We start from the raw sequence: 20,552 nt of genomic DNA, 5'->3' as shown, positions 1-20,552 counted from the left end.
CCTGCCATTTTGCTTTTCTTGCAAGACAATAGCGTCGCAAGACAACAGTGGAGCTAGTAGATGGCAACTATCAACCAGCTGGTACGTCAGCCGCGTAAGCGTATCGTCGAGAAATCCGACGTACCTGCGCTGCAGAACTGCCCGCAACGTCGTGGCGTATGCACCCGTGTGTATACCACCACGCCGAAAAAACCTAACTCGGCACTGCGTAAAGTATGCCGTGTGCGTCTGACCAACGGTTTCGAGGTTTCCTCGTACATCGGCGGTGAAGGCCACAACCTGCAAGAGCACAGCGTGGTACTGATCCGCGGCGGTCGTGTAAAAGACTTGCCAGGTGTTCGTTATCACACCGTACGCGGTTCCTTGGATACTTCCGGCGTTAAAGGTCGTAACCAGGGTCGTTCGAAGTACGGTACCAAGAAGCCTAAGTAGTAGCGGCTTTTTGTAAACCTGAATCATCTTATTTTCTGAGTCGATAAGAGTAAGGTCGGAGGCGTCCCGAAAGGGCACCGATTCCGAGCGAACCTGAAGACCGTTTGAGGGCTTATCCATGCCAAGAAGACGCGTAGCAGCCAAGCGCGAAGTGCTTGACGATCCAAAATACGGAAGCCAAATCCTGGCCAAGTTCATGAACCACGTGATGGAAAGCGGCAAGAAAGCCGTTGCCGAGCGTATCGTTTATGGCGCGCTGGAAAAGGTTAAAGAACGCAAGAACAGCGACCCCCTGGAAATCTTCGAGAAAGCTCTCGACGCCATCGCTCCGCTGGTCGAAGTGAAGTCGCGCCGTGTAGGCGGTGCTACTTACCAGGTTCCGGTTGAAGTTCGCCCGTCCCGTCGTAACGCTCTGGCAATGCGCTGGTTGGTAGACTTCGCCCGTAAGCGCGGCGAGAAGTCTATGGCTCTGCGTTTGGCCGGCGAACTGTTGGACGCTGCTGAAGGTAAAGGTGCTGCTGTTAAGAAGCGTGAAGACGTGCACCGTATGGCTGAAGCCAACAAAGCTTTCTCGCACTACCGCTTCTAATTTTAGCTTCACTAATTTTGCGAGGGCTTTATGGCTCGTACTACTCCGATTAGCCGCTACCGTAACATCGGTATCGTCGCTCACGTGGATGCTGGTAAAACCACCACCACCGAGCGCGTACTGTTTTACACCGGCAAAAGTCACAAAATGGGCGAGGTGCATGACGGCGCCGCGACCACAGACTGGATGGTTCAGGAGCAGGAGCGTGGTATTACCATTACTTCTGCTGCTATTACCGCCTTCTGGAAAGGTTCCGAGAAGCAGTACAAAGACGAGCATCGCTTCAACGTAATCGATACCCCGGGCCACGTAGACTTCACCATTGAAGTTGAACGTTCCCTGCGTGTACTCGACGGCGCTGTCGTTGTGTTCTGCGGCACCTCGGGTGTTGAGCCTCAGTCGGAAACCGTATGGCGTCAGGCCAACAAGTACGGCGTTCCACGTCTTGTTTATGTAAACAAGATGGACCGTGCTGGTGCCAACTTCCTGCGTGTGATCGGTCAGATCAAGCAGCGTCTGGGTCACACTCCGGTGCCTATCCAGTTGGCTATCGGTTCCGAAGACAACTTCCAGGGTCAGATCGATCTGATCAACATGGAAGCTGTTTACTGGAATGATTCCGACAAAGGTATGGTTCCTGTTCGCAAGCCTATCCCTGAAGAGCTTCAGGAGCTGGCTGACGAGTGGCGCAACAACATGGTTGAGGCTGCAGCCGAAGCCAGCGAAGAGCTGATGAACAAATACCTCGAAGGTGAAGAACTCACCAACGTGGAAATCAAGGCCGCTCTGCGTCAGCGTACTATAGCTGGTGAGATCGTCTTGGCTGTTTGCGGTTCCTCGTTCAAGAACAAGGGTGTTCCCCTGGTTCTCGACGCCGTTATCGACTACCTGCCTGCTCCAACCGACATTCCTGCTATCAAGGGTTCCAACCCTGATAACGAGGAAGAAGAGATGGAGCGTCATGCTGACGACAACGAGCCGTTCTCGGCTCTGGCGTTCAAGATCGCTACTGACCCATTCGTGGGTACTTTGACCTTCGTCCGCGTTTACTCGGGCGTGTTGGCCTCCGGCGACGGCGTGATCAACTCGGTTAAAGGCAAGAAAGAGCGCGTGGGTCGTATGGTGCAAATGCACGCAAACGCCCGTGAAGAGATCAAGGAAGTGCGCGCTGGTGACATCGCGGCCCTGATCGGCATGAAGGACGTCACCACTGGTGAAACTTTGTGCGACGCTGCCAAGCCAATCATCCTGGTTCGCATGGACTTCCCGGAGCCGGTTATCTCGGTTGCCGTAGAGCCTAAAACCAAGGATGACCAGGAAAAAATGGGTATCGCTCTGGGCAAGCTTGCTCAGGAAGATCCATCTTTCCGCGTCAAAACTGATGAAGAGACTGGTCAAACGATCATCTCTGGCATGGGCGAACTGCACCTGGACATCCTGGTTGACCGGATGCGCCGTGAGTTCAACGTCGAAGCCAACATCGGTAAGCCTCAGGTTTCCTATCGTGAGCGCATCACGAAGAACTGCGAAATCGAAGGCAAGTTCGTTCGTCAATCCGGCGGTCGTGGTCAGTTCGGTCACTGCTGGATCCGTTTTGCTCCTGCTGACGAAGGTCAGGAAGGTCTGCAATTCGTGAACGAAGTAGTAGGTGGTGTTGTTCCTAAGGAATACATCCCTGCTATCCAGAAGGGTATCGAAGAGCAGATGAAGAACGGTGTTGTTGCCGGCTATCCGCTGATCGGCCTGAAAGCAACCGTTTTTGACGGTTCTTACCACGACGTCGACTCCAACGAGATGGCGTTTAAGGTGGCTGCTTCCATGGCAACCAAGCAACTGGCCCAGAAGGGCGGTGGTGAGTTGCTTGAGCCAATCATGGCGGTAGAAGTTGTTACACCTGAAGACTATATGGGTGATGTCATGGGCGACCTTAACCGTCGTCGCGGCATGATCTTGGGTATGGAAGACACGGTTTCCGGCAAAGTGATTCGCGCCGAGGTTCCGTTGGGTGAGATGTTCGGTTATGCGACCGACGTTCGCTCCATGTCCCAGGGTCGCGCAAGCTACTCTATGGAATTCAAAAAATACAACACAGCTCCGGCGCACATCGCTGAAACTGTATCCAAAAAACAAGGCTGATTCAGTCCTTTAGGCAAGGAGTTAATTGTCGTGGCTAAAGAAAAATTTGATCGTTCCCTACCGCACGTAAACGTTGGCACCATCGGCCACGTTGACCACGGTAAAACCACTCTGACCGCTGCTCTGACTCGCGTCTGCTCCGAAGTTTTCGGTTCGGCTCGTGTTGACTTCGACAAGATCGACAGCGCACCAGAAGAAAAAGCTCGTGGTATCACCATCAACACCGCGCACGTTGAGTACAACTCGACTATTCGTCACTACGCTCACGTTGACTGCCCAGGTCACGCTGACTATGTGAAGAACATGATCACTGGTGCTGCCCAGATGGACGGCGCGATCCTGGTTTGCTCGGCCGCTGATGGTCCGATGCCACAAACCCGTGAGCACATCCTGCTGTCCCGCCAGGTTGGCGTTCCGTACATCGTGGTTTTCCTGAACAAGGCTGACCTGGTAGACGACGCTGAGCTGCTGGAACTGGTTGAGATGGAAGTGCGCGATCTGCTGAGCACTTACGACTTCCCAGGTGACGACACTCCGATCATCATCGGTTCTGCTCGTATGGCTCTGGAAGGCAATGACGAAAACGAAATGGGCACCACTGCCGTTCGTAAACTGGTTGAAACTCTGGACAGCTACATCCCAGAACCAGTTCGTCTGACCGACAAGCCGTTCCTGATGCCAATCGAAGACGTATTCTCGATCTCTGGTCGCGGTACTGTTGTGACTGGTCGTATCGAGCGCGGTATCGTTCGCGTTCAGGATCCACTGGAAATCGTTGGTCTGCGTGACACTACTGTCACCACCTGCACCGGTGTTGAAATGTTCCGCAAACTGCTCGACGAAGGTCGTGCTGGCGAGAACTGCGGCGTTCTGCTGCGTGGTACCAAGCGTGACGACGTTGAGCGTGGCCAGGTTCTGGTTAAGCCAGGTTCGGTCAAGCCGCACACCAAGTTCACCGCAGAAGTTTACGTTCTGAGCAAAGAAGAAGGCGGCCGTCATACTCCGTTCTTCAAAGGCTACCGTCCACAGTTCTACTTCCGTACTACTGACGTGACCGGTAACTGCGAATTGCCAGAAGGCGTTGAAATGGTAATGCCGGGTGACAACATTCAAATGACTGTTACCCTGATCAAAACCATCGCAATGGAAGACGGTCTGCGCTTCGCAATCCGTGAAGGCGGCCGTACCGTTGGTGCTGGCGTTGTAGCTAAAATCATCGAGTAATCTCTCTTTCGAGTGAGCTTTGATGTTTTGAGAAGGCCCCCGCTTAGCGGGGGCCTTTTTTATTGGGTTGACACCTATCTAGGGCGTCTATAGAATTGCGCCTCCTTTTAACGGGCGTATTGCGCCCGGTGGGAATAGCAGCCGGAGTCTGAAATCCAATGCAAAATCAGCAAATCCGTATCAGGTTGAAGGCTTTTGACCATCGCCTGATCGACCAATCCACCCAGGAAATCGTGGAAACCGCGAAACGTACTGGTGCTCAAGTGCGTGGTCCAATTCCACTGCCTACCCGTAAAGAGCGGTTCACCGTTCTGGTCTCCCCGCACGTCAACAAAGACGCGCGTGACCAGTACGAGATCCGTACTCATAAGCGCGTACTGGACATCGTCCAGCCAACGGATAAAACCGTTGATGCACTTATGAAGCTCGATCTGGCGGCCGGTGTGGAAGTACAGATCAGCCTCGGCTAAGACTTGGGTCTTAGTCGTGTAACGCTCTGAAATGGGCGGCCATAGCGGGTGAAAGCCCCGTACACTCATGAGGTTTACAACATGACTATTGGTGTAGTCGGTCGTAAATGCGGTATGACCCGTATTTTCACCGAAGAAGGTGTCTCCATTCCGGTCACGGTCATTGAGATCGAACCGAATCGCGTCACCCAGTTCAAAACTGAAGAAACCGATGGCTATCGTGCAGTGCAAGTCACTGTCGGCGAGCGTCGTGCTTCGCGCGTGACTGCTGCTCAAGCAGGTCACTTCGCTAAAGCAAACGTTGCAGCTGGTCGTACTGTTATGGAGTTCCGTCTTGAAGACGGCGACTACCAGGCTGGCGATCTGATCAACGCTGAAATCTTCGCCGCTGGTCAACTGGTTGATGTAACCGGTCAGTCCAAGGGTAAAGGCTTCCAGGGTACGATCAAGCGTTGGAATTTCCGTGGTCAAGACAACACTCACGGTAACTCCGTTTCCCACCGCGTCCCGGGCTCTATTGGCCAGTGCCAGACTCCTGGTCGTGTATTCAAGGGCAAAAAAATGTCCGGTCATATGGGCGCTGAGCGCGTGACCGTGCAGTCCCTCGAAGTAGTGCGCGTCGACGCTGAACGCAATCTGTTGTTGGTCAAGGGTGCTGTTCCTGGCGCTACTGGCGGCAACCTGGTTGTACGTCCAGCGGCCAAGGCTCGCGGTTAAGGGGAAGCTGACATGCAATTAAATGTAAATGACGCTCAAGCGATCGAAGTTTCCGAACTGACATTTGGCGGCGAATTCAACGAGACGCTCGTTCACCAAGCAGTCGTGGCCTACATGGCCGGCGGCCGTCAAGGTAGCAAGCAGCAAAAGACCCGTTCCGACGTACGTGGTGGCGGTAAGCGCCCTTGGCGTCAGAAAGGCACTGGCCGTGCTCGTGCCGGTACTATCCGTAGCCCAATCTGGCGTGGCGGCGGTACCACTTTCGCAGCTCGTCCACAGGATCACTCTCAGAAGCTCAACAAGAAGATGTACCGCGCAGCTCTGCGCTCCATCCTTGCTGAACTCGTGCGTACTGATCGTCTGGTCGTGGTTCAGGACTTCGCTGTTGAAAGTCCAAAAACCAAAGATCTGCTGGGCAAACTGAACAACATGAGCCTGACCGATGTTTTGATCGTGTCTGAAGCTGTTGATCAGAACCTGTACCTGGCTGCTCGCAACCTGCCACACGTTGATGTACGTGACGTGCAAGGTTCCGATCCAGTTAGTCTGATCGCATACGACAAGGTGTTGATCACCGTGTCGGCCGTGAAGAAATTCGAGGAGCTGCTGGGATGAACCAGGAACGCGTATTTAAAGTTCTGCTTGGCCCGCACGTTTCCGAAAAGGCTACGGTTCTGGCTGACAAGAAAGGCCAGTTCGTTTTCAAGGTTGCAACTGACGCAACCAAGCTGGAAATCAAGAAGGCCGTCGAAAGCCTGTTCAGCGTGAAAGTAGAGCGTGTTACTACCCTGAATGTTCTGGGTAAGAGCAAGCGCACTGCTCGCGGTCTGGGCAAGCGTAATGACTGGAAGAAGGCAGTTATCTCCCTTCAGCCAGGCCAAGATCTCGATTTCAGCAGCAGTGCTGAGTAAGGAAGGGGTGCATCATGGCAATCGTTAAATGCAAACCGACTTCCCCTGGCCGCCGTTTTGTGGTCAAGGTGGTCAACCAGGAGCTGCATAAAGGCGCTCCTCACGCACCGCTGCTCGAGAAAAAATCGAAGTCTGGTGGTCGTAACAACAATGGTCGCATTACCACTCGTCACATCGGTGGTGGCCATAAGCAGCATTATCGTCTGGTCGATTTCCGTCGCAACGACAAAGATGGCATCGCTGCCACTGTCGAGCGTATTGAATACGATCCAAACCGTACTGCTCACATCGCTCTGCTGCTGTACGCAGATGGCGAGCGTCGCTACATCATCGCCCCTAAAGGCGTAAGTGCTGGCGACCAGCTGATCGCAGGTGCTTTGGCACCGATCAAGCCGGGCAATGCTCTGCAACTGCGTAACATTCCAGTTGGTAGCACCGTACACGGCATCGAATTGAAGCCAGGTAAAGGCGCGCAAATCGCTCGTTCCGCTGGTGCTTCGGCTCAGCTGATCGCTCGTGAAGGTGTCTACGTGACCCTGCGTCTGCGTTCTGGTGAGATGCGTAAAGTACTGGCTGAATGCCGTGCGACCCTGGGCGAAGTCTCGAACTCCGAGCACAGCCTGCGTTCGTTGGGTAAAGCTGGTGCCAAACGCTGGCGTGGCGTTCGCCCAACCGTTCGTGGTGTTGCCATGAACCCGGTTGACCACCCACACGGTGGTGGTGAAGGTCGTACCTCTGGTGGTCGTCATCCGGTATCGCCATGGGGCTTCCCGACTAAGGGCGCGAAGACTCGTGGTAATAAGCGTACCGACAAAATGATCGTCCGTCGTCGCAAGTAAATAGAGGGATACGACAGTGCCACGTTCTCTGAAAAAAGGTCCTTTTATTGATCTTCACCTACTGAAGAAGATCGAAGTGGCGGCGGAAAAGAACGATCGCAAACCAGTTAAGACCTGGTCGCGTCGTTCGATGATCCTGCCACAAATGGTCGGTCTGACCATCGCAGTACACAACGGTCGTCAACACGTCCCAGTTCTCGTTAACGAAGACATGGTCGGCCACAAACTGGGCGAGTTTGCCGGTACCCGCACTTATCGTGGGCACGTGGCAGACAAGAAAGCCAAGCGTTAAGGGGTTAGGAAATGGAAGTAGCCGCTAAGTTGTCGGGCGCTCGAATCTCCGCCCAGAAAGCCCGCTTGGTCGCCGACCAGATCCGCGGGAAGAAGGTGGGCGAAGCGCTCAACCTGTTGGCTTTCAGCAGTAAGAAAGCCGCCGAGATCATGAAGAAAGTGCTGGAGTCGGCCGTAGCCAACGCCGAGCATAACGAAGGCGCAGACGTTGATGACCTGAAGGTCAGCACCGTTTTCGTCAACGAAGGGCGTTCGCTGAAGCGCATCATGCCACGTGCCAAAGGCCGTGCTGATCGCATCGTCAAGCGGTCTTGCCATATCACTGTCAAGGTTGCTGACAAGTAACGGAGTCGAAGAGATGGGTCAGAAAGTACATCCCATTGGCATTCGCCTGGGAATCGTCAAGGAGCACACCTCCGTCTGGTACGCAGACGGTCGGACTTATGCGGACTACTTGTTCGCTGATCTGAAGGTGCGTGAGTATCTCCAAGACAAACTAAAAAGCGCGTCCGTAAGCCGTATCGATATCCATCGTCCGGCCCAAACTGCACGTATCACCATCCACACCGCTCGTCCAGGTATCGTTATCGGGAAGAAAGGTGAAGATGTTGAGAAACTGCGTCAGGACCTGACCAAGCAAATGGGTGTGCCTGTGCACATCAATATCGAAGAGATCCGCAAGCCGGAGCTCGACGGTATGCTGGTTGCGCAGAGCGTAGCTCAGCAGCTGGAGCGTCGCGTAATGTTCCGTCGCGCTATGAAGCGCGCCGTACAGAACGCCATGCGCATTGGTGCCAAAGGCATCAAAATCCAAGTGAGCGGTCGTCTCGGCGGTGCTGAAATCGCACGTACTGAATGGTATCGCGAAGGTCGTGTGCCACTGCACACCCTGCGTGCCGACATCGACTATGCCAACTACGAAGCTCACACCACTTACGGTGTGATCGGTGTAAAGGTTTGGATCTTCAAAGGCGAAGTAATTGGTGGTCGCCAAGAAGAACTGAAACCACAAGCACCAGCGCCTCGTAAAAAAGCTGCTAAGTAAGGGGTACGCCAAATGTTGCAACCTAAGCGTACGAAGTTCCGCAAGCAGATGACAGGCCACAACCGTGGTCTGGCTCAGCGCGGTAGCAAAGTCAGCTTCGGCGAGTTCGCGCTGAAGTCTGTAGCTCGTGGTCGTCTCACCGCTCGTCAGATCGAGTCAGCGCGTCGTGCTCTGACCCGTCACGTAAAACGTGGCGGCAAGATCTGGATCCGTGTATTCCCGGACAAGCCGATCTCCAAAAAGCCTCTCGAGGTTCGGATGGGTAAAGGTAAGGGTAACGTGGAATACTGGGTAGCCCAGATTCAGCCAGGCAAAGTCCTGTATGAAATCGAGGGTGTTTCTGAAGAGCTGGCGCGTGAGGCTTTCGCCCTGGCTGCTGCAAAGCTGCCGCTCGCCACCTCCTTTGTTAAACGGACGGTGATGTGATGAAAGCGAATGAACTTCGTGAAAAATCCGCACAGCAGCTGAACGAGCAACTGCTCGGCCTGCTGCGCGACCAGTTCAATCTGCGTATGCAGAAAGCAACTGGCCAGTTGGGGCAGTCTCATCTGCTCTCGCAAGTTAAGCGTGACATCGCTCGCGTGAAGACTGTGCTCAACCAGCAGGCAGGTAAGTGATCATGGCTGAAGCCGAAAAGACTGTCCGTACGCTGACTGGCCGTGTTGTCAGCGACAAGATGGACAAAACCATCACCGTTTTGATCGAGCGTCGCGTTAAGCACCCGATCTACGGTAAATATGTTAAGCGTTCGACTAAGCTGCACGCGCACGACGAAACCAATCAGTGCCACATCGGCGACAAGGTCACTATTCGTGAAACTCGTCCGATGGCCAAGACCAAGTCTTGGGCACTGGTTGATGTTCTCGAACGCGCTGTGGAAGTCTAAGGACTAGGGGTCGGAGAAATTATATGATTCAGACTCAATCCATGCTCGATGTGGCCGATAACAGCGGCGCTCGCCGTGTTATGTGCATCAAGGTGCTGGGTGGCTCCCATCGTCGTTACGCTGGTATCGGTGACATCATCAAAGTTACCGTGAAGGAAGCAATTCCTCGCGGTAAGGTGAAAAAAGGCCAAGTGATGACTGCTGTTGTAGTCCGCACTCGTCACGGCGTACGTCGTGCTGATGGCTCCATTATCCGCTTTGATGGCAACGCTGCTGTTCTTCTGAACAACAAGCAAGAGCCGATCGGCACCCGTATCTTTGGGCCAGTGACCCGTGAACTTCGTACTGAGAAGTTCATGAAGATCGTCTCGCTCGCCCCAGAAGTGCTGTAAGGAGATCCGACATGCAAAAGATTCGTCGTGACGACGAGATCATCGTGATCGCCGGCAAAGACAAAGGTAAGCGCGGTAAGGTGCTTAAGGTTCTCGCCAATAACCGTCTGGTTATCGGTGGTCTGAACCTGGTCAAGCGTCATACCAAGCCTAACCCGATGTCGGGCGTGCAGGGCGGTATCGTCGAGAAAGAAGCTCCGCTGGACGCTTCTAACGTCGCCATCTTCAATGGCGAAACCAACAAGGCTGACCGCGTTGGTTTCAAAGTAGAAGACGGTAAGAAAATTCGTGTCTTCAAGTCGACCCAAAAAGCGGTTGATGCTTGAACACTGCTAGGTAGATTAGACCATGGCACGACTACAAGAGATTTACCGGAAGGAAATCGCCCCTAAGCTTAAGGAAGAACTTAAGCTCGGGAACGTGATGGAAGTTCCGCGCGTCACCAAAATCACCCTGAACATGGGTCTGGGCGAAGCGATCGGCGACAAAAAAGTCATCGAGCACGCTGTTGCTGACCTGGAAAAGATCACCGGTCAAAAAGTCGTTGTGACTTACGCTCGGAAATCCATCGCTGGCTTTAAAGTCCGTGAAGGTTGGCCGATCGGCGTCAAAGTGACTCTGCGCCGTGAGCGTATGTACGAATTCCTGGATCGTCTGCTGTCGATCTCCCTGCCTCGGGTCCGCGACTTCCGCGGCCTGAATGCCAAGTCCTTCGATGGTCGTGGTAACTACAGCATGGGCGTGAAAGAGCAGATCATCTTCCCGGAAATCGACTACGACAAGATCGATGCTCTCCGCGGTCTGGACATCACCCTGACCACCACTGCCAAGAACGATGATGAAGGCCGCGCTCTGCTGCGTGCGTTCAAATTCCCGTTCCGCAACTGATTGGAGTAGGACCATGGCCAAGATGAGCATGAAAAACCGCGAGCTGAAGCGTCAGCTCACGGTTGCCAAGTACGCCAAGAAGCGTGCAGCACTGAAAGCAATCATCGTTGATCTGAACGCAAGTCCAGAAGCGCGTTGGGAAGCTACAGTTGCTCTGCAGAAGCAGCCACGTGACGCAAGCGCTTCGCGCATGCGTAACCGCTGCCGCCTGACCGGTCGTCCACACGGCGTTTACCGCAAGTTCGGCCTCGGCCGTAACAAACTGCGTGAAGCGGCAATGCGTGGTGACGTACCAGGTCTGGTTAAAGCCAGCTGGTAAGTACTTTCAACGTCCAGGTGGTCGGAATCGCAAGATACTGACCGCCGGTGACCTTGAATCTGGATCAAGCCCCTTTTGGGGCTTGTTTCATTTCTGGAGTATGTCTAAAATACGCGGCTCGCCTGAGCCCGTGTTTTTTGTGCTCGGAGATTCTCGGCGACATATGTAGCCGCAAGGCTAATTTTTTTGTATTAGGAGCGTCTAGCCCATGAGTATGCAGGACCCGTTAGCGGACATGCTAACTCGTATCCGTAATGCCCAGATGGCTGAAAAGTCCGTCGTAAGCATGCCATCTTCCAAGTTGAAGGTAGCTGTTGCCAAAGTCCTGAAAGACGAAGGCTACATTGCGGGTTATCAGATCAGCAGCGAAATCAAACCACTGCTGTCCATCGAGCTGAAGTACTTCGAAGGCCGTTCGGTCATCGAGGAAGTGAAGCGCGTTAGCCGTCCAGGCCTGCGTCAGTACAAGTCCGCTGAAGATCTGCCGAAAGTTCGTGGCGGTCTGGGCGTGTCTATCGTCTCCACCAACAAAGGTGTGATGACGGATCGTGCTGCGCGCGCTGCCGGTGTCGGCGGCGAAGTTCTTTGCACTGTGTTCTAAGGGGGGATAAGCATGTCTCGCGTCGCTAAGAACCCCGTTAAGCTGCCAGCCGGTGTCGAAGTCAAATTCGCAGGCCAACAGCTTTCGGTGAAGGGTGCCAAGGGTACTCTTGAACTGAACATCCATTCGTCCGTTGAGATCGTTGAAGAAGCTGGTGAGCTGCGTTTCGCTGCTCGCAATGGCGATCAACAAACTCGCGCAATGGCCGGTACCACGCGTGCGTTGGTAAACAACATGGTCCAAGGCGTAAGCCAAGGCTTCGAGCGTAAGCTCCAGCTGGTCGGTGTTGGTTACAAAGCGCAAGCAAAAGGCACGGTTTTGAACCTTGCCCTTGGCTTCTCGCACCCAGTGGATTACGAACTGCCAGCGGGCATCACTGCTGAGACTCCTAGCCAGACCGATATCCTGATCAAGGGCATCGACAAGCAGCTGGTAGGTCAAGTGGCCGCTGAGATCCGCGACTTCCGTCCACCAGAGCCGTACAAAGGCAAAGGTGTGCGCTACGCGGACGAAGTCGTCCGTCGTAAAGAAGCCAAGAAGAAGTAGGGCATAGCAAATGACCGACAAAAAAGTTACTCGACTGCGTCGCGCTCGCAAAGCACGCCTGAAAATGCACGAACTCGAAGTCGTGCGTCTCTGCGTGTTCCGCTCGTCGCAGCACATCTACGCCCAGGTCATCTCGGCCGACGGCAACAAAGTCCTGGCAAGCGCCTCGACTTTGGATAAAGAACTGCGTGATGGTGCCACTGGCAACATCGACGCGGCCACAAAGGTTGGCCAGCTGGTCGCTACGCGTGCTAAGGCCGCTGGCGTCTCGCAAGTGGCTTTCGACCGCTCTGGCTTCAAGTACCACGGCCGCGTGAAAGCGCTGGCTGATGCTGCTCGTGAAGCTGGGCTGGAGTTCTAAGTTATGTCAAATAACGACCAAAAGCGCGACGAAGGCTACATTGAGAAGCTGGTTCAAGTTAACCGCGTAGCCAAAACCGTTAAAGGCGGCCGTATCTTCACTTTCACCGCGTTGACCGTGGTGGGTGATGGTAAAGGGCGTGTTGGCTTCGGCCGTGGCAAGTCACGTGAAGTGCCTGCCGCGATCCAGAAGGCAATGGAAGCTGCTCGTCGCAACATGATCCAAGTTGATCTGAACGGCACCACTCTGCAGTACGCAATGAAGTCCGCTCACGGCGCTTCGAAGGTGTACATGCAGCCTGCTTCTGAAGGTACCGGTATCATCGCTGGCGGCGCTATGCGTGCTGTCCTCGAAGTTGCTGGCGTTCAGAACGTTCTGGCCAAGTGCTATGGCTCGACTAACCCGGTAAACGTGGTTCACGCCACTTTCAAGGGTCTGAAGGCTATGCAATCTCCTGAGTCCATCGCTGCCAAGCGTGGTCTGACTGTCAAGGAGATCTTCTGATCATGGCTACCGTTAAAGTAACGCTGATCAAAAGCATGACCGGCCGCATCCCTAACCACAAATTGTGCGTTAAAGGTTTGGGTCTGCGTCGCATCGGTCACACTGTAGAAGTCCAGGATACTCCCGAGAATCGCGGGATGATCAACAAGGCTTACTACATGCTGCGTGTAGAGGGTTAATCGATGAAACTCAATGATCTGAGTCCAGCGCCGGGTTCCCGTCGCGAAAAGCATCGTCCGGGCCGTGGTATCGGTAGTGGTTTGGGTAAGACCGGTGGCCGTGGCCACAAGGGTCAAACCTCCCGCTCCGGTGGCACCATTGCTCCAGGCTTTGAAGGCGGTCAACAGCCGCTGCATCGTCGCCTGCCTAAGTTCGGTTTCGTATCCCTGAAAGCCATGGATCGCGCAGAAGTGCGTCTGTCCGAGCTGGCTAAAGTGGAAGGCGACATCGTTACTGTGCAGACCCTGAAAGATGCCAACGTGATCAACGTCAACGTACAGCGTGTGAAAATCATGCTGTCCGGTGAAGTGACTCGCGCTGTCACTATCGGCAAGGGAATCGGCGCCACCAAAGGTGCGCGTTCGGCTATCGAAGCAGCTGGCGGCAAGTTCGAGGAATAAATGGCTAAGCAAGGTGCTCTCTCAGCGCTCGGCAAAGGCGGTATGTCTGAACTTTGGGCTCGTCTGCGTTTTCTGTTCCTGGCGATTATCGTCTACCGAATAGGCGCACACATCCCGGTTCCAGGTATCAACCCGGACCGACTCGCAGACCTGTTTCGACAGAATGAGGGGACCATTCTTAGCTTGTTCAACATGTTTTCCGGCGGCGCGCTGGAGCGCATGAGCATCTTTGCACTGGGGATCATGCCGTACATTTCGGCATCGATCATCATGCAACTGATGACAGCCGTCAGCCCGCAGCTGGAGCAGTTGAAGAAGGAAGGTGAAGCTGGCCGTCGCAAGATTAGCCAGTACACCCGCTACGGCACTGTCGTCCTCGCCCTGGTTCAAGCTATCGGCATGTCCGTTGGCCTGGCGGGGCAGGGCGTTGCGTTCACTGGTGACTTTGGCTTCCATTTCGTCGCGGTATCCACGTTTGTGGCTGGTGCGATGTTCATGATGTGGCTGGGTGAGCAGATTACTGAGCGTGGTGTTGGCAACGGTATCTCGATGTTGATTTTCGCAGGTATCGTCGCCGGTCTTCCGAGAGCAATCGGGCAGTCTTTCGAGTCTGCGCGTCAGGGTGATATCAATATCTTCGCCTTGGTTGCCATCGGTTTGCTGGCAGTAGCGATTATCGGTTTTGTGGTGTTCATTGAGCGTGGCCAGCGTCGTATTGCTGTTCACTACGCCAAGCGTCAGCAGGGCCGTAAGGTCTTCGCTGCGCAGACCAGCCACTTGCCGCTGAAAGTGAATATGGCCGGTGTTATTCCGGCAATTTTCGCGAGCAGCATCTTGCTGTTTCCGGCTTCGTTGGGTACCTGGTTTGGTCAGTCTGAAAATATGGGCTGGCTGCAGGACCTCTCTCAGTCGATCGCTCCTGGTCAGCCGTTGAATATTCTGCTGTTTAGTGCAGGGATTATTTTCTTCTGCTTCTTCTATACGGCGTTGATGTTCAATCCGAAAGACGTAGCGGAAAACCTGAAGAAGTCCGGTGCCTTTATTCCGGGCATCCGTCCAGGTGAGCAGTCGGCACGCTACATTGATGGCGTTCTGACTCGTTTGACCCTGTTCGGTGCTCTATATATGACGGCCGTGTGCTTGTTGCCCCAGTTCCTGGTGGTTGCAGCAAACGTTCCGTTCTACCTTGGCGGGACCTCGTTGCTGATCGTGGTCGTGGTTGTGATGGACTTCATGTCCCAAGTACAATCGCACCTCGTTTCGCACCAGTACGAATCCCTGATGAAGAAAGCCAACCTGAAGGGCTACGGCAGCGGCATGTTGCGCTGAGTACCCCATAAGGTTCGAGGAGTTGGTGATGAAAGTTCGTGCATCGGTGAAAAAGCTGTGCCGTAACTGCAAGATTATTCGCCGCGAAGGTGTTGTTCGAGTAATTTGCAGCGCGGAACCGCGTCACAAACAGCGCCAAGGCTGAGTGTGATCCGCTTGAAGCCCGGCAGCTAGTGCGCTGCCGGGTTGATTATTTGTTATTACAGCGATATTATCTCGCGCCCTATTTCTTGGCTTCCGGGGCGTAGGTAGCTGTCAATTGGAGTCCCACTGAATGGCCCGTATTGCAGGCGTTAACATTCCAGATAACAAGCACACTGTTATCTCGCTGACCTACATCTATGGTGTTGGTCGCACTACTGCGCAGAAAATTTGCGCAGTTGCTGGGGTAAACCCAGCCGCTAAGATCAAGGATCTGAGCGACGAGCAGATTGAACAGCTGCGTGGCGAAGTGGCGAAGTTCACCACTGAAGGTGACCTGCGTCGCGAAATCAACATGAAAATCAAGCGTTTGATGGACCTCGGTTGCTATCGCGGTCTGCGTCATCGTCGTGGTCTTCCAGTACGCGGTCAGCGTACCAAGACTAACGCGCGTACCCGTAAAGGTCCGCGTAAGCCGATCCGCAAGTAATCGCCCCAGCGAATCGACAGGAAAATTATCATGGCAAAACCTGCTGCTCGTCCTCGTAAAAAAGTTAAAAAGACAGTGGTTGATGGCATCGCCCACATCCATGCATCTTTTAACAACACAATCGTGACCATCACCGACCGTCAAGGTAACGCGCTTTCTTGGGCTACCTCCGGTGGTTCGGGTTTCCGCGGTTCCCGCAAGTCCACCCCGTTTGCTGCTCAAGTAGCTGCTGAACGTGCTGGTCAAGCTGCGCTGGAATACGGCCTGAAAAACCTCGACGTTAACGTCAAGGGTCCAGGTCCAGGTCGTGAGTCTGCTGTCCGTGCTTTGAACGGCTGTGGCTATAAGATCGCCAGCATCACCGACGTGACGCCAATCCCGCACAACGGGTGCCGTCCGCCGAAGAAGCGCCGCGTGTAATCCAGGAGATTGTAAAGAATGGCTCGTTACATTGGTCCAAAATGCAAACTCGCTCGTCGCGAAGGCACCGATCTCTTCCTGAAGAGCGGCGTGCGCGCGATCGAATCGAAGTGCAACATTGAAGCAGCACCTGGTATCCACGGCCAACGCCGCGGTCGCCAGTCCGACTACGGCACCCAACTGCGTGAAAAGCAGAAGGTCCGTCGTATCTACGGCGTTCTCGAGCGTCAGTTCAGCGGCTACTACAAAGAAGCTGCTGGCAAGAAAGGTGCAACCGGTGAAAACCTGCTGCAACTGCTCGAATGCCGTCTGGACAACGTTGTATACCGTATGGGCTTCGGTTCGACTCGTGCCGAATCCCGTCAGCTGGTATCGCACAAGTCGATCAGCGTTAACGGTCAGACCGTAAACGTTCCGTCCTACCAGGTTCGTGCTGGTGACGTGGTCGCAGTTCGCGAGAAAGCAAAAAACCAACTTCGCATTGTCCAAGCTCTCGATCTGTGTGCCCAACGTGGCCGCGTAGAATGGGTAGAAGTAGACACTGAGAAGAAGTCGGGCGTTTTCAAGAACGTTCCTGCTCGCAGTGATCTGTCCGCCGACATCAACGAAAGCCTGATTGTCGAGCTCTACTCCAAGTAAGGGCTAGAAAATAGGTGCATCCATGCAGATTTCGGTAAATGAGTTCCTGACACCCCGCCACATTGATGTGCAGGTTGTCAGTCCAACCCGCGCCAAAATTACTCTCGAGCCTCTCGAGCGTGGTTTTGGCCACACCCTGGGCAACGCGCTGCGCCGCATCCTGTTGTCCTCAATGCCCGGCTGTGCAGTAGTCGAGGCCGAGATTGACGGTGTGCTCCACGAGTACAGCGCCATCGAAGGTGTACAGGAAGACGTAATTGAAATCCTGTTGAACCTTAAAGGTCTGGCTATCAAGCTGCACGGCCGTGACGAAGTTACGCTGACCTTGTCGAAGAAGGGTTCGGGGGTGGTTACCGCTGCCGATATTCAGCTGGATCATGATGTCGAGATCGTTAACCCCGATCACGTAATCGCTAACCTGGCGTCTAACGGCGCCCTGAACATGAAGCTCACTGTAGCTCGTGGTCGTGGTTATGAACCGGCCGACTCGCGTCAGAGCGATGAAGACGAAAGCCGCAGCATTGGTCGCTTGCAGCTTGACTCTTCGTTCAGCCCGGTTCGCCGTATCGCATACGTGGTGGAAAACGCCCGTGTCGAGCAGCGTACTAACCTGGACAAGCTGGTTATTGATCTGGAAACCAACGGTACCCTGGATCCTGAAGAGGCTATCCGCCGCGCTGCAACCATTCTGCAACAGCAGTTGGCTGCGTTCGTCGACCTCAAAGGTGACAGCGAACCAGTGGTAATCGAGCAGGAAGACGAGATCGATCCGATCCTGCTTCGCCCGGTTGACGATCTGGAACTGACTGTACGTTCGGCTAACTGCCTTAAGGCGGAAAACATTTACTACATCGGTGACCTGATCCAGCGCACCGAAGTAGAACTGTTGAAGACTCCGAACCTGGGCAAGAAATCCTTGACTGAAATCAAGGACGTTCTGGCCTCCCGCGGTCTGTCCCTCGGCATGCGCCTCGACAACTGGCCGCCTGCAAGTCTTAAGAAGGACGACAAGGCGACTGCCTGATCGTCGTAATCACCGAACGTGAGTTTGGTAAGGAATGAACCATGCGTCATCGTAAAAGTGGTCGTCACCTGAGCCGTACCAGCTCGCACCGCAAGGCCATGTTCCAAAACATGGCGGTGTCGCTGTTCGAGCACGAGCTGATCAAAACTACACTGCCGAAAGCTAAAGAACTGCGTCGCGTTGCTGAGCCGCTGATCACTTTGGCCAAGACAGACAGCCTGGCTAACCGCCGTCTGGCTTTCGACCGTACTCGTTCGAAAGCTATCGTTGGTAAGCTCTTCAACGACCTGGGCAAGCGTTACGCTACCCGTGAGGGTGGCTACCTGCGCATCCTCAAGTGCGGTTTCCGCGCTGGCGACAACGCGCCTATGGCGTACGTCGAGTTGGTTGATCGTGCTACTGCCGGCGAAGCTGTAAGCGCCGAGTAAGACGACAAGCTGCAACGAAGAACCGGGCCTAGTGCCCGGTTTTTTGTGCGCGTAACAAAAGCGCAACTTATACAAGCTTCCATAGGCCGGGCGCTGCACTATAGCGAACGGAGTGTTGTTAGTTATTCTCTATCGATGCCTGCAATTTAATGAATTTGTAGGCGTGGTGTTGATGATCAATACTCCCTCCAAGCCGATTAGCCGGCAGTTCCAAGTCCGACCTGAGGAAGATTGAGCATGAGCCAGAATAAAGTCCTTACCACCGCCAGCGGTGCTCCCGTTGCGGATAACCAGAACTCCCGTTCCGCGGGCCCTCGTGGTCCGTTGTTACTCGACGATTTCCACCTGATCGAGAAGCTCGCTCACTTCAACCGTGAAAACATCCCTGAGCGTCGCGTGCACGCCAAAGGATCGGGCGCCTACGGTACGTTCACAGTCACCCGGGACATCACCCAATACACCAGCGCCAAGCTGTTCGAATCTGTTGGCAAGCAAACGCCGACATTCCTGCGATTCTCCACTGTAGGCGGTGAGCGCGGTTCTGCTGACACTGAACGTGATCCACGTGGCTTTGCCCTGAAGTTCTATACCGAAGAGGGTAACTGGGACATCGTGGGTAACAACACTCCCGTGTTCTTTATTCGTGATCCGCTGAAATTCCCGGATTTTATCCACACCCAGAAACGCCTGCCGCAGAGCAACCTGAAAAGCGCGCAGATGATGTGGGACTTCTGGTCGCACTCACCAGAGGCGCTGCATCAGGTCACCATTCTGTTTTCGGACCGTGGCATCCCGGACGGCTATCGCCACATGCATGGTTTCGGCAGCCACACTTACAGTCTGATCAATGCCCAGGGTGAGCGTCATTGGGTGAAGTGGCACTACAAGACTAAGCAAGGCATCAAGAACCTGGCGCCGGCCGAGGCCGCCCGCTTGGCGGGAACCGATCCTGATTACGCCCAGCGTGATCTGTTTGGTGCAATCGAGCGCGGTGACTTCCCCAAGTGGCGCGTGTGCATCCAGATCATGACCGAGGCACAGGCGAACGCCCATTACGAGAACCCGTTTGACGTGACCAAGACCTGGTCGCAAAAAGAATTCCCGTTGATTGAAGTGGGTGAGTTGGAGCTCAATCGTAATCCGCAGAACTACTTCGCCGAAGTCGAGCAGGCCGCATTTGGCCCAAGCAACATGGTCCCAGGCGTTGGCCTGTCGCCGGACCGTATGCTGCAAGGTCGGGTTTTTGCCTACGCCGATGCGCACCGCTACCGTGTGGGCACCAACCACCAGCAACTGCCGGTGAACGCACCACGTAGCCCGGTTAACAGCTACCAGCGTGACGGCTCCATGGCTTTCGGTAGTAACGGCGGTGCGGCTCCGAACTACGAGCCAAACAGCTATGCCGATGCGCCCAAGCAAGCCCCGCAGTATGCAGAGCCAGCATTGACCCTGAGCGGCGCGGCTGATCGCTACGATCATCGCGAAGATACGGACTACTACAGCCACGCCGGTGCGCTGTTCCGTCTGATGAATGATGAGCAGAAAGCCCTGCTCACCAATAACATCGCGGGCGCTATGGCTGGGGTTTCCAGCGATGTGGTCCAGCGTCAACTGCAGCACTTCTATAAGGCCGACCCGGCTTATGGAGAAGCAATCGCAAAGGCACTGGGTGTATCGCTTAACTGACTCTAAACGATAAGCAGAACCGCCCTCATTTGGGCGGTTTTTGCGTTATTTCAGCTACTTTTCTCCGGAAATCTTCACTTTTCTGCCGTTTGTCCCGTGACCTTCAAGTCAGCATGGTTCAAACTACAGTCTTTCAAGCAGGGAGATGTAGGGCGATGCAAGGTCACCCCGACGTAATCGATTACCTCAACACGTTGCTGACGGGCGAACTGGCAGCTCGTGACCAATATTTCATCCATTCGCGTATGTACGAAGACTGGGGCTTTACCGAGCTCTACGAGCGTATCAACCACGAAATGGAAGAAGAGGCACAGCACGCTGATGCCCTGATGCGCCGCATTCTGATGCTCGAAGGCACGCCGCGTATGCGTCCTGATGATCTGGACGTGGGTACCACAGTGCCTGACATGCTCGCTGCCGATCTTCGCCTTGAGTACAAGGTCCGTGCTGCACTCTGTAAGGGCATCGAGCTTTGTGAGCAGCACAACGACTATGTCACCCGGGAAATACTGCGGGTGCAGTTGAATGACACCGAAGAAGATCACACCTACTGGCTGGAAAAGCAGTTGGGCCTGATCAAGCTGATCGGCCTGGAGAATTACCTGCAATCGCAGTTCTGATTCC

34 protein-coding genes are annotated in these 20,552 nt (G+C 54.4%); all 34 read left to right on the top strand.

Features of this window, described 5'->3' with window-relative positions; translation table 11 throughout:
• The first annotated feature begins 60 nt into the window (after window positions 1-60).
• The 34 genes from rpsL to bfr all read left to right on the top strand — a co-directional run bounded on the left by rpsL (window position 61) and on the right by bfr (window position 20,548).
• Window positions 61-432, top strand: a complete 372-nt coding sequence (gene rpsL, locus AC4PS6_RS13000; protein ID WP_002555494.1) for a 30S ribosomal protein S12 — start codon at window positions 61-63, stop codon at window positions 430-432.
• A 118-nt stretch (window positions 433-550) separates the two neighbouring features.
• Window positions 551-1,021 carry a 30S ribosomal protein S7 gene (gene rpsG, locus AC4PS6_RS12995; protein ID WP_002555493.1) on the top strand — a complete coding sequence of 157 codons (471 nt, stop codon included), beginning with the start codon at window positions 551-553 and terminating at the stop codon, window positions 1,019-1,021.
• A 30-nt stretch (window positions 1,022-1,051) separates the two neighbouring features.
• On the top strand, window positions 1,052-3,157 hold the full coding sequence (gene fusA, locus AC4PS6_RS12990) for an elongation factor G (RefSeq protein ID WP_003194651.1): 2,106 nt from the start codon (window positions 1,052-1,054) through the stop codon (window positions 3,155-3,157).
• A 30-nt stretch (window positions 3,158-3,187) separates the two neighbouring features.
• Entirely contained in the window at window positions 3,188-4,381 is a 1,194-nt protein-coding gene (tuf, locus tag AC4PS6_RS12985; RefSeq protein ID WP_005791980.1) for an elongation factor Tu, read from the top strand.
• A 158-nt stretch (window positions 4,382-4,539) separates the two neighbouring features.
• Complete coding sequence (rpsJ, locus tag AC4PS6_RS12980) at window positions 4,540-4,851, top strand: 30S ribosomal protein S10 (protein ID WP_003186070.1); 312 nt, start codon at window positions 4,540-4,542, stop codon at window positions 4,849-4,851.
• 81 nt (window positions 4,852-4,932) lie between these two features.
• The gene (gene rplC / locus AC4PS6_RS12975; RefSeq protein WP_003194649.1) at window positions 4,933-5,568 is read left to right on the top strand and encodes a 50S ribosomal protein L3; all 636 of its coding nucleotides are present in this window, start codon (window positions 4,933-4,935) and stop codon (window positions 5,566-5,568) included.
• Window positions 5,569-5,580: 12 nt separating this feature from the next.
• Window positions 5,581-6,183: a 50S ribosomal protein L4 gene (rplD, locus tag AC4PS6_RS12970; RefSeq protein WP_003176424.1), complete on the top strand. Its 603-nt coding sequence runs from the start codon at window positions 5,581-5,583 to the stop codon at window positions 6,181-6,183.
• The gene (gene rplW / locus AC4PS6_RS12965; RefSeq protein ID WP_002555488.1) at window positions 6,180-6,479 is read left to right on the top strand and encodes a 50S ribosomal protein L23; all 300 of its coding nucleotides are present in this window, start codon (window positions 6,180-6,182) and stop codon (window positions 6,477-6,479) included. Before rplD ends, rplW begins: the two co-directional genes overlap by 4 nt.
• A 14-nt stretch (window positions 6,480-6,493) precedes the next feature.
• Window positions 6,494-7,318: a 50S ribosomal protein L2 gene (gene rplB, locus AC4PS6_RS12960; RefSeq protein WP_003186055.1), complete on the top strand. Its 825-nt coding sequence runs from the start codon at window positions 6,494-6,496 to the stop codon at window positions 7,316-7,318.
• Window positions 7,319-7,334: 16 nt separating this feature from the next.
• Window positions 7,335-7,610, top strand: a complete 276-nt coding sequence (gene rpsS, locus AC4PS6_RS12955; protein ID WP_002555486.1) for a 30S ribosomal protein S19 — start codon at window positions 7,335-7,337, stop codon at window positions 7,608-7,610.
• An 11-nt stretch (window positions 7,611-7,621) separates the two neighbouring features.
• Window positions 7,622-7,954 (top strand): 50S ribosomal protein L22, encoded by a 333-nt coding sequence (rplV, locus tag AC4PS6_RS12950; RefSeq protein WP_003103908.1) that lies wholly within the window; start codon window positions 7,622-7,624, stop codon window positions 7,952-7,954.
• 13 nt (window positions 7,955-7,967) lie between these two features.
• Entirely contained in the window at window positions 7,968-8,654 is a 687-nt protein-coding gene (rpsC, locus tag AC4PS6_RS12945) for a 30S ribosomal protein S3 (protein WP_003176422.1), read from the top strand.
• A 12-nt stretch (window positions 8,655-8,666) separates the two neighbouring features.
• On the top strand, window positions 8,667-9,080 hold the full coding sequence (gene rplP / locus AC4PS6_RS12940) for a 50S ribosomal protein L16 (protein ID WP_003176421.1): 414 nt from the start codon (window positions 8,667-8,669) through the stop codon (window positions 9,078-9,080).
• Window positions 9,080-9,271, top strand: a complete 192-nt coding sequence (rpmC, locus tag AC4PS6_RS12935) for a 50S ribosomal protein L29 (RefSeq protein ID WP_002555481.1) — start codon at window positions 9,080-9,082, stop codon at window positions 9,269-9,271. Before rplP ends, rpmC begins: the two co-directional genes overlap by 1 nt.
• Before the next feature lie 2 nt (window positions 9,272-9,273).
• On the top strand, window positions 9,274-9,540 hold the full coding sequence (rpsQ, locus tag AC4PS6_RS12930) for a 30S ribosomal protein S17 (protein WP_003194644.1): 267 nt from the start codon (window positions 9,274-9,276) through the stop codon (window positions 9,538-9,540).
• Window positions 9,541-9,563: 23 nt separating this feature from the next.
• Window positions 9,564-9,932, top strand: a complete 369-nt coding sequence (gene rplN / locus AC4PS6_RS12925; RefSeq protein ID WP_002555479.1) for a 50S ribosomal protein L14 — start codon at window positions 9,564-9,566, stop codon at window positions 9,930-9,932.
• A gap of 11 nt (window positions 9,933-9,943) precedes the next feature.
• Window positions 9,944-10,258 carry a 50S ribosomal protein L24 gene (gene rplX / locus AC4PS6_RS12920; protein ID WP_003176416.1) on the top strand — a complete coding sequence of 105 codons (315 nt, stop codon included), beginning with the start codon at window positions 9,944-9,946 and terminating at the stop codon, window positions 10,256-10,258.
• Between the two features lie 22 nt (window positions 10,259-10,280).
• Window positions 10,281-10,820, top strand: coding sequence for a 50S ribosomal protein L5 (gene rplE, locus AC4PS6_RS12915; protein ID WP_003194642.1), 540 nt, complete (start codon window positions 10,281-10,283; stop codon window positions 10,818-10,820).
• Window positions 10,821-10,833: 13 nt separating this feature from the next.
• On the top strand, window positions 10,834-11,139 hold the full coding sequence (gene rpsN, locus AC4PS6_RS12910; RefSeq protein ID WP_003176414.1) for a 30S ribosomal protein S14: 306 nt from the start codon (window positions 10,834-10,836) through the stop codon (window positions 11,137-11,139).
• Window positions 11,140-11,347: 208 nt separating this feature from the next.
• The gene (gene rpsH / locus AC4PS6_RS12905; protein WP_003176413.1) at window positions 11,348-11,740 is read left to right on the top strand and encodes a 30S ribosomal protein S8; all 393 of its coding nucleotides are present in this window, start codon (window positions 11,348-11,350) and stop codon (window positions 11,738-11,740) included.
• A 12-nt stretch (window positions 11,741-11,752) separates the two neighbouring features.
• Window positions 11,753-12,286: a 50S ribosomal protein L6 gene (gene rplF / locus AC4PS6_RS12900; RefSeq protein ID WP_003194640.1), complete on the top strand. Its 534-nt coding sequence runs from the start codon at window positions 11,753-11,755 to the stop codon at window positions 12,284-12,286.
• Between the two features lie 10 nt (window positions 12,287-12,296).
• A complete protein-coding gene (gene rplR, locus AC4PS6_RS12895) occupies window positions 12,297-12,647 on the top strand; it encodes a 50S ribosomal protein L18 (RefSeq protein ID WP_003186037.1) in 351 nt (116 codons plus the stop codon).
• A gap of 3 nt (window positions 12,648-12,650) precedes the next feature.
• Window positions 12,651-13,151: a 30S ribosomal protein S5 gene (gene rpsE, locus AC4PS6_RS12890; protein WP_003176409.1), complete on the top strand. Its 501-nt coding sequence runs from the start codon at window positions 12,651-12,653 to the stop codon at window positions 13,149-13,151.
• A gap of 2 nt (window positions 13,152-13,153) precedes the next feature.
• Complete coding sequence (gene rpmD, locus AC4PS6_RS12885) at window positions 13,154-13,330, top strand: 50S ribosomal protein L30 (RefSeq protein WP_003176408.1); 177 nt, start codon at window positions 13,154-13,156, stop codon at window positions 13,328-13,330.
• Window positions 13,331-13,333: 3 nt separating this feature from the next.
• Complete coding sequence (gene rplO / locus AC4PS6_RS12880) at window positions 13,334-13,771, top strand: 50S ribosomal protein L15 (RefSeq protein ID WP_003176407.1); 438 nt, start codon at window positions 13,334-13,336, stop codon at window positions 13,769-13,771.
• On the top strand, window positions 13,772-15,100 hold the full coding sequence (gene secY, locus AC4PS6_RS12875) for a preprotein translocase subunit SecY (protein WP_003194637.1): 1,329 nt from the start codon (window positions 13,772-13,774) through the stop codon (window positions 15,098-15,100). It abuts the gene before it with no gap.
• 28 nt (window positions 15,101-15,128) lie between these two features.
• Window positions 15,129-15,245 carry a 50S ribosomal protein L36 gene (gene rpmJ / locus AC4PS6_RS12870; RefSeq protein WP_002555468.1) on the top strand — a complete coding sequence of 39 codons (117 nt, stop codon included), beginning with the start codon at window positions 15,129-15,131 and terminating at the stop codon, window positions 15,243-15,245.
• 129 nt (window positions 15,246-15,374) lie between these two features.
• Complete coding sequence (gene rpsM / locus AC4PS6_RS12865) at window positions 15,375-15,731, top strand: 30S ribosomal protein S13 (protein ID WP_003194635.1); 357 nt, start codon at window positions 15,375-15,377, stop codon at window positions 15,729-15,731.
• A 30-nt stretch (window positions 15,732-15,761) separates the two neighbouring features.
• Window positions 15,762-16,151 (top strand): 30S ribosomal protein S11, encoded by a 390-nt coding sequence (rpsK, locus tag AC4PS6_RS12860; RefSeq protein WP_002555466.1) that lies wholly within the window; start codon window positions 15,762-15,764, stop codon window positions 16,149-16,151.
• An 18-nt stretch (window positions 16,152-16,169) separates the two neighbouring features.
• Entirely contained in the window at window positions 16,170-16,790 is a 621-nt protein-coding gene (gene rpsD, locus AC4PS6_RS12855; protein ID WP_003176404.1) for a 30S ribosomal protein S4, read from the top strand.
• Window positions 16,791-16,812: 22 nt separating this feature from the next.
• The gene (locus AC4PS6_RS12850) at window positions 16,813-17,814 is read left to right on the top strand and encodes a DNA-directed RNA polymerase subunit alpha (RefSeq protein WP_003176403.1); all 1,002 of its coding nucleotides are present in this window, start codon (window positions 16,813-16,815) and stop codon (window positions 17,812-17,814) included.
• 41 nt (window positions 17,815-17,855) lie between these two features.
• Window positions 17,856-18,242: a 50S ribosomal protein L17 gene (gene rplQ, locus AC4PS6_RS12845; protein WP_003176402.1), complete on the top strand. Its 387-nt coding sequence runs from the start codon at window positions 17,856-17,858 to the stop codon at window positions 18,240-18,242.
• Window positions 18,243-18,479: 237 nt separating this feature from the next.
• Window positions 18,480-19,928 carry a catalase gene (locus AC4PS6_RS12840; RefSeq protein ID WP_166406268.1) on the top strand — a complete coding sequence of 483 codons (1,449 nt, stop codon included), beginning with the start codon at window positions 18,480-18,482 and terminating at the stop codon, window positions 19,926-19,928.
• Between the two features lie 155 nt (window positions 19,929-20,083).
• Window positions 20,084-20,548: a bacterioferritin gene (gene bfr, locus AC4PS6_RS12835; RefSeq protein ID WP_003176400.1), complete on the top strand. Its 465-nt coding sequence runs from the start codon at window positions 20,084-20,086 to the stop codon at window positions 20,546-20,548.
• The last annotated feature ends 4 nt before the right edge of the window (window positions 20,549-20,552 follow it).

The sequence above is a fragment of the Pseudomonas sp. DW-iso17 genome, from assembly GCF_058725345.1.
Note: the sequence above shows the minus strand (reverse complement) of the source record. Positions and strands in the feature narration are given on the sequence as shown.

What these genes read in the sequence shown, in the direction of transcription:
- rpsC (WP_003176422.1), top strand. Translation starts at nt 7,968, where the DNA reads ATGGGTCAGAAAGTACATCCCATTGGCATTCGCCTGGGAATCGTCAAG.
- rplD (WP_003176424.1), top strand. Translation starts at nt 5,581, where the DNA reads ATGCAATTAAATGTAAATGACGCTCAAGCGATCGAAGTTTCCGAACTG.
- rpsK (WP_002555466.1), top strand. Translation starts at nt 15,762, where the DNA reads ATGGCAAAACCTGCTGCTCGTCCTCGTAAAAAAGTTAAAAAGACAGTG.
- bfr (WP_003176400.1), top strand. Translation starts at nt 20,084, where the DNA reads ATGCAAGGTCACCCCGACGTAATCGATTACCTCAACACGTTGCTGACG.
- rpsE (WP_003176409.1), top strand. Translation starts at nt 12,651, where the DNA reads ATGTCAAATAACGACCAAAAGCGCGACGAAGGCTACATTGAGAAGCTG.
- AC4PS6_RS12850 (WP_003176403.1), top strand. Translation starts at nt 16,813, where the DNA reads ATGCAGATTTCGGTAAATGAGTTCCTGACACCCCGCCACATTGATGTG.
- rplW (WP_002555488.1), top strand. Translation starts at nt 6,180, where the DNA reads ATGAACCAGGAACGCGTATTTAAAGTTCTGCTTGGCCCGCACGTTTCC.
- rpsJ (WP_003186070.1), top strand. Translation starts at nt 4,540, where the DNA reads ATGCAAAATCAGCAAATCCGTATCAGGTTGAAGGCTTTTGACCATCGC.
- rplN (WP_002555479.1), top strand. Translation starts at nt 9,564, where the DNA reads ATGATTCAGACTCAATCCATGCTCGATGTGGCCGATAACAGCGGCGCT.
- rpmJ (WP_002555468.1), top strand. Translation starts at nt 15,129, where the DNA reads ATGAAAGTTCGTGCATCGGTGAAAAAGCTGTGCCGTAACTGCAAGATT.
- rpsQ (WP_003194644.1), top strand. Translation starts at nt 9,274, where the DNA reads ATGGCTGAAGCCGAAAAGACTGTCCGTACGCTGACTGGCCGTGTTGTC.
- rplQ (WP_003176402.1), top strand. Translation starts at nt 17,856, where the DNA reads ATGCGTCATCGTAAAAGTGGTCGTCACCTGAGCCGTACCAGCTCGCAC.
- rplV (WP_003103908.1), top strand. Translation starts at nt 7,622, where the DNA reads ATGGAAGTAGCCGCTAAGTTGTCGGGCGCTCGAATCTCCGCCCAGAAA.
- rpsM (WP_003194635.1), top strand. Translation starts at nt 15,375, where the DNA reads ATGGCCCGTATTGCAGGCGTTAACATTCCAGATAACAAGCACACTGTT.
- rpsH (WP_003176413.1), top strand. Translation starts at nt 11,348, where the DNA reads ATGAGTATGCAGGACCCGTTAGCGGACATGCTAACTCGTATCCGTAAT.
- rpsG (WP_002555493.1), top strand. Translation starts at nt 551, where the DNA reads ATGCCAAGAAGACGCGTAGCAGCCAAGCGCGAAGTGCTTGACGATCCA.
- fusA (WP_003194651.1), top strand. Translation starts at nt 1,052, where the DNA reads ATGGCTCGTACTACTCCGATTAGCCGCTACCGTAACATCGGTATCGTC.
- rplB (WP_003186055.1), top strand. Translation starts at nt 6,494, where the DNA reads ATGGCAATCGTTAAATGCAAACCGACTTCCCCTGGCCGCCGTTTTGTG.
- rpsD (WP_003176404.1), top strand. Translation starts at nt 16,170, where the DNA reads ATGGCTCGTTACATTGGTCCAAAATGCAAACTCGCTCGTCGCGAAGGC.
- rplR (WP_003186037.1), top strand. Translation starts at nt 12,297, where the DNA reads ATGACCGACAAAAAAGTTACTCGACTGCGTCGCGCTCGCAAAGCACGC.
- rpsL (WP_002555494.1), top strand. Translation starts at nt 61, where the DNA reads ATGGCAACTATCAACCAGCTGGTACGTCAGCCGCGTAAGCGTATCGTC.
- rpsN (WP_003176414.1), top strand. Translation starts at nt 10,834, where the DNA reads ATGGCCAAGATGAGCATGAAAAACCGCGAGCTGAAGCGTCAGCTCACG.
- AC4PS6_RS12840 (WP_166406268.1), top strand. Translation starts at nt 18,480, where the DNA reads ATGAGCCAGAATAAAGTCCTTACCACCGCCAGCGGTGCTCCCGTTGCG.
- rplC (WP_003194649.1), top strand. Translation starts at nt 4,933, where the DNA reads ATGACTATTGGTGTAGTCGGTCGTAAATGCGGTATGACCCGTATTTTC.
- rplO (WP_003176407.1), top strand. Translation starts at nt 13,334, where the DNA reads ATGAAACTCAATGATCTGAGTCCAGCGCCGGGTTCCCGTCGCGAAAAG.
- rplX (WP_003176416.1), top strand. Translation starts at nt 9,944, where the DNA reads ATGCAAAAGATTCGTCGTGACGACGAGATCATCGTGATCGCCGGCAAA.
- rplF (WP_003194640.1), top strand. Translation starts at nt 11,753, where the DNA reads ATGTCTCGCGTCGCTAAGAACCCCGTTAAGCTGCCAGCCGGTGTCGAA.
- rpmC (WP_002555481.1), top strand. Translation starts at nt 9,080, where the DNA reads ATGAAAGCGAATGAACTTCGTGAAAAATCCGCACAGCAGCTGAACGAG.
- rplE (WP_003194642.1), top strand. Translation starts at nt 10,281, where the DNA reads ATGGCACGACTACAAGAGATTTACCGGAAGGAAATCGCCCCTAAGCTT.
- rplP (WP_003176421.1), top strand. Translation starts at nt 8,667, where the DNA reads ATGTTGCAACCTAAGCGTACGAAGTTCCGCAAGCAGATGACAGGCCAC.
- rpmD (WP_003176408.1), top strand. Translation starts at nt 13,154, where the DNA reads ATGGCTACCGTTAAAGTAACGCTGATCAAAAGCATGACCGGCCGCATC.
- secY (WP_003194637.1), top strand. Translation starts at nt 13,772, where the DNA reads ATGGCTAAGCAAGGTGCTCTCTCAGCGCTCGGCAAAGGCGGTATGTCT.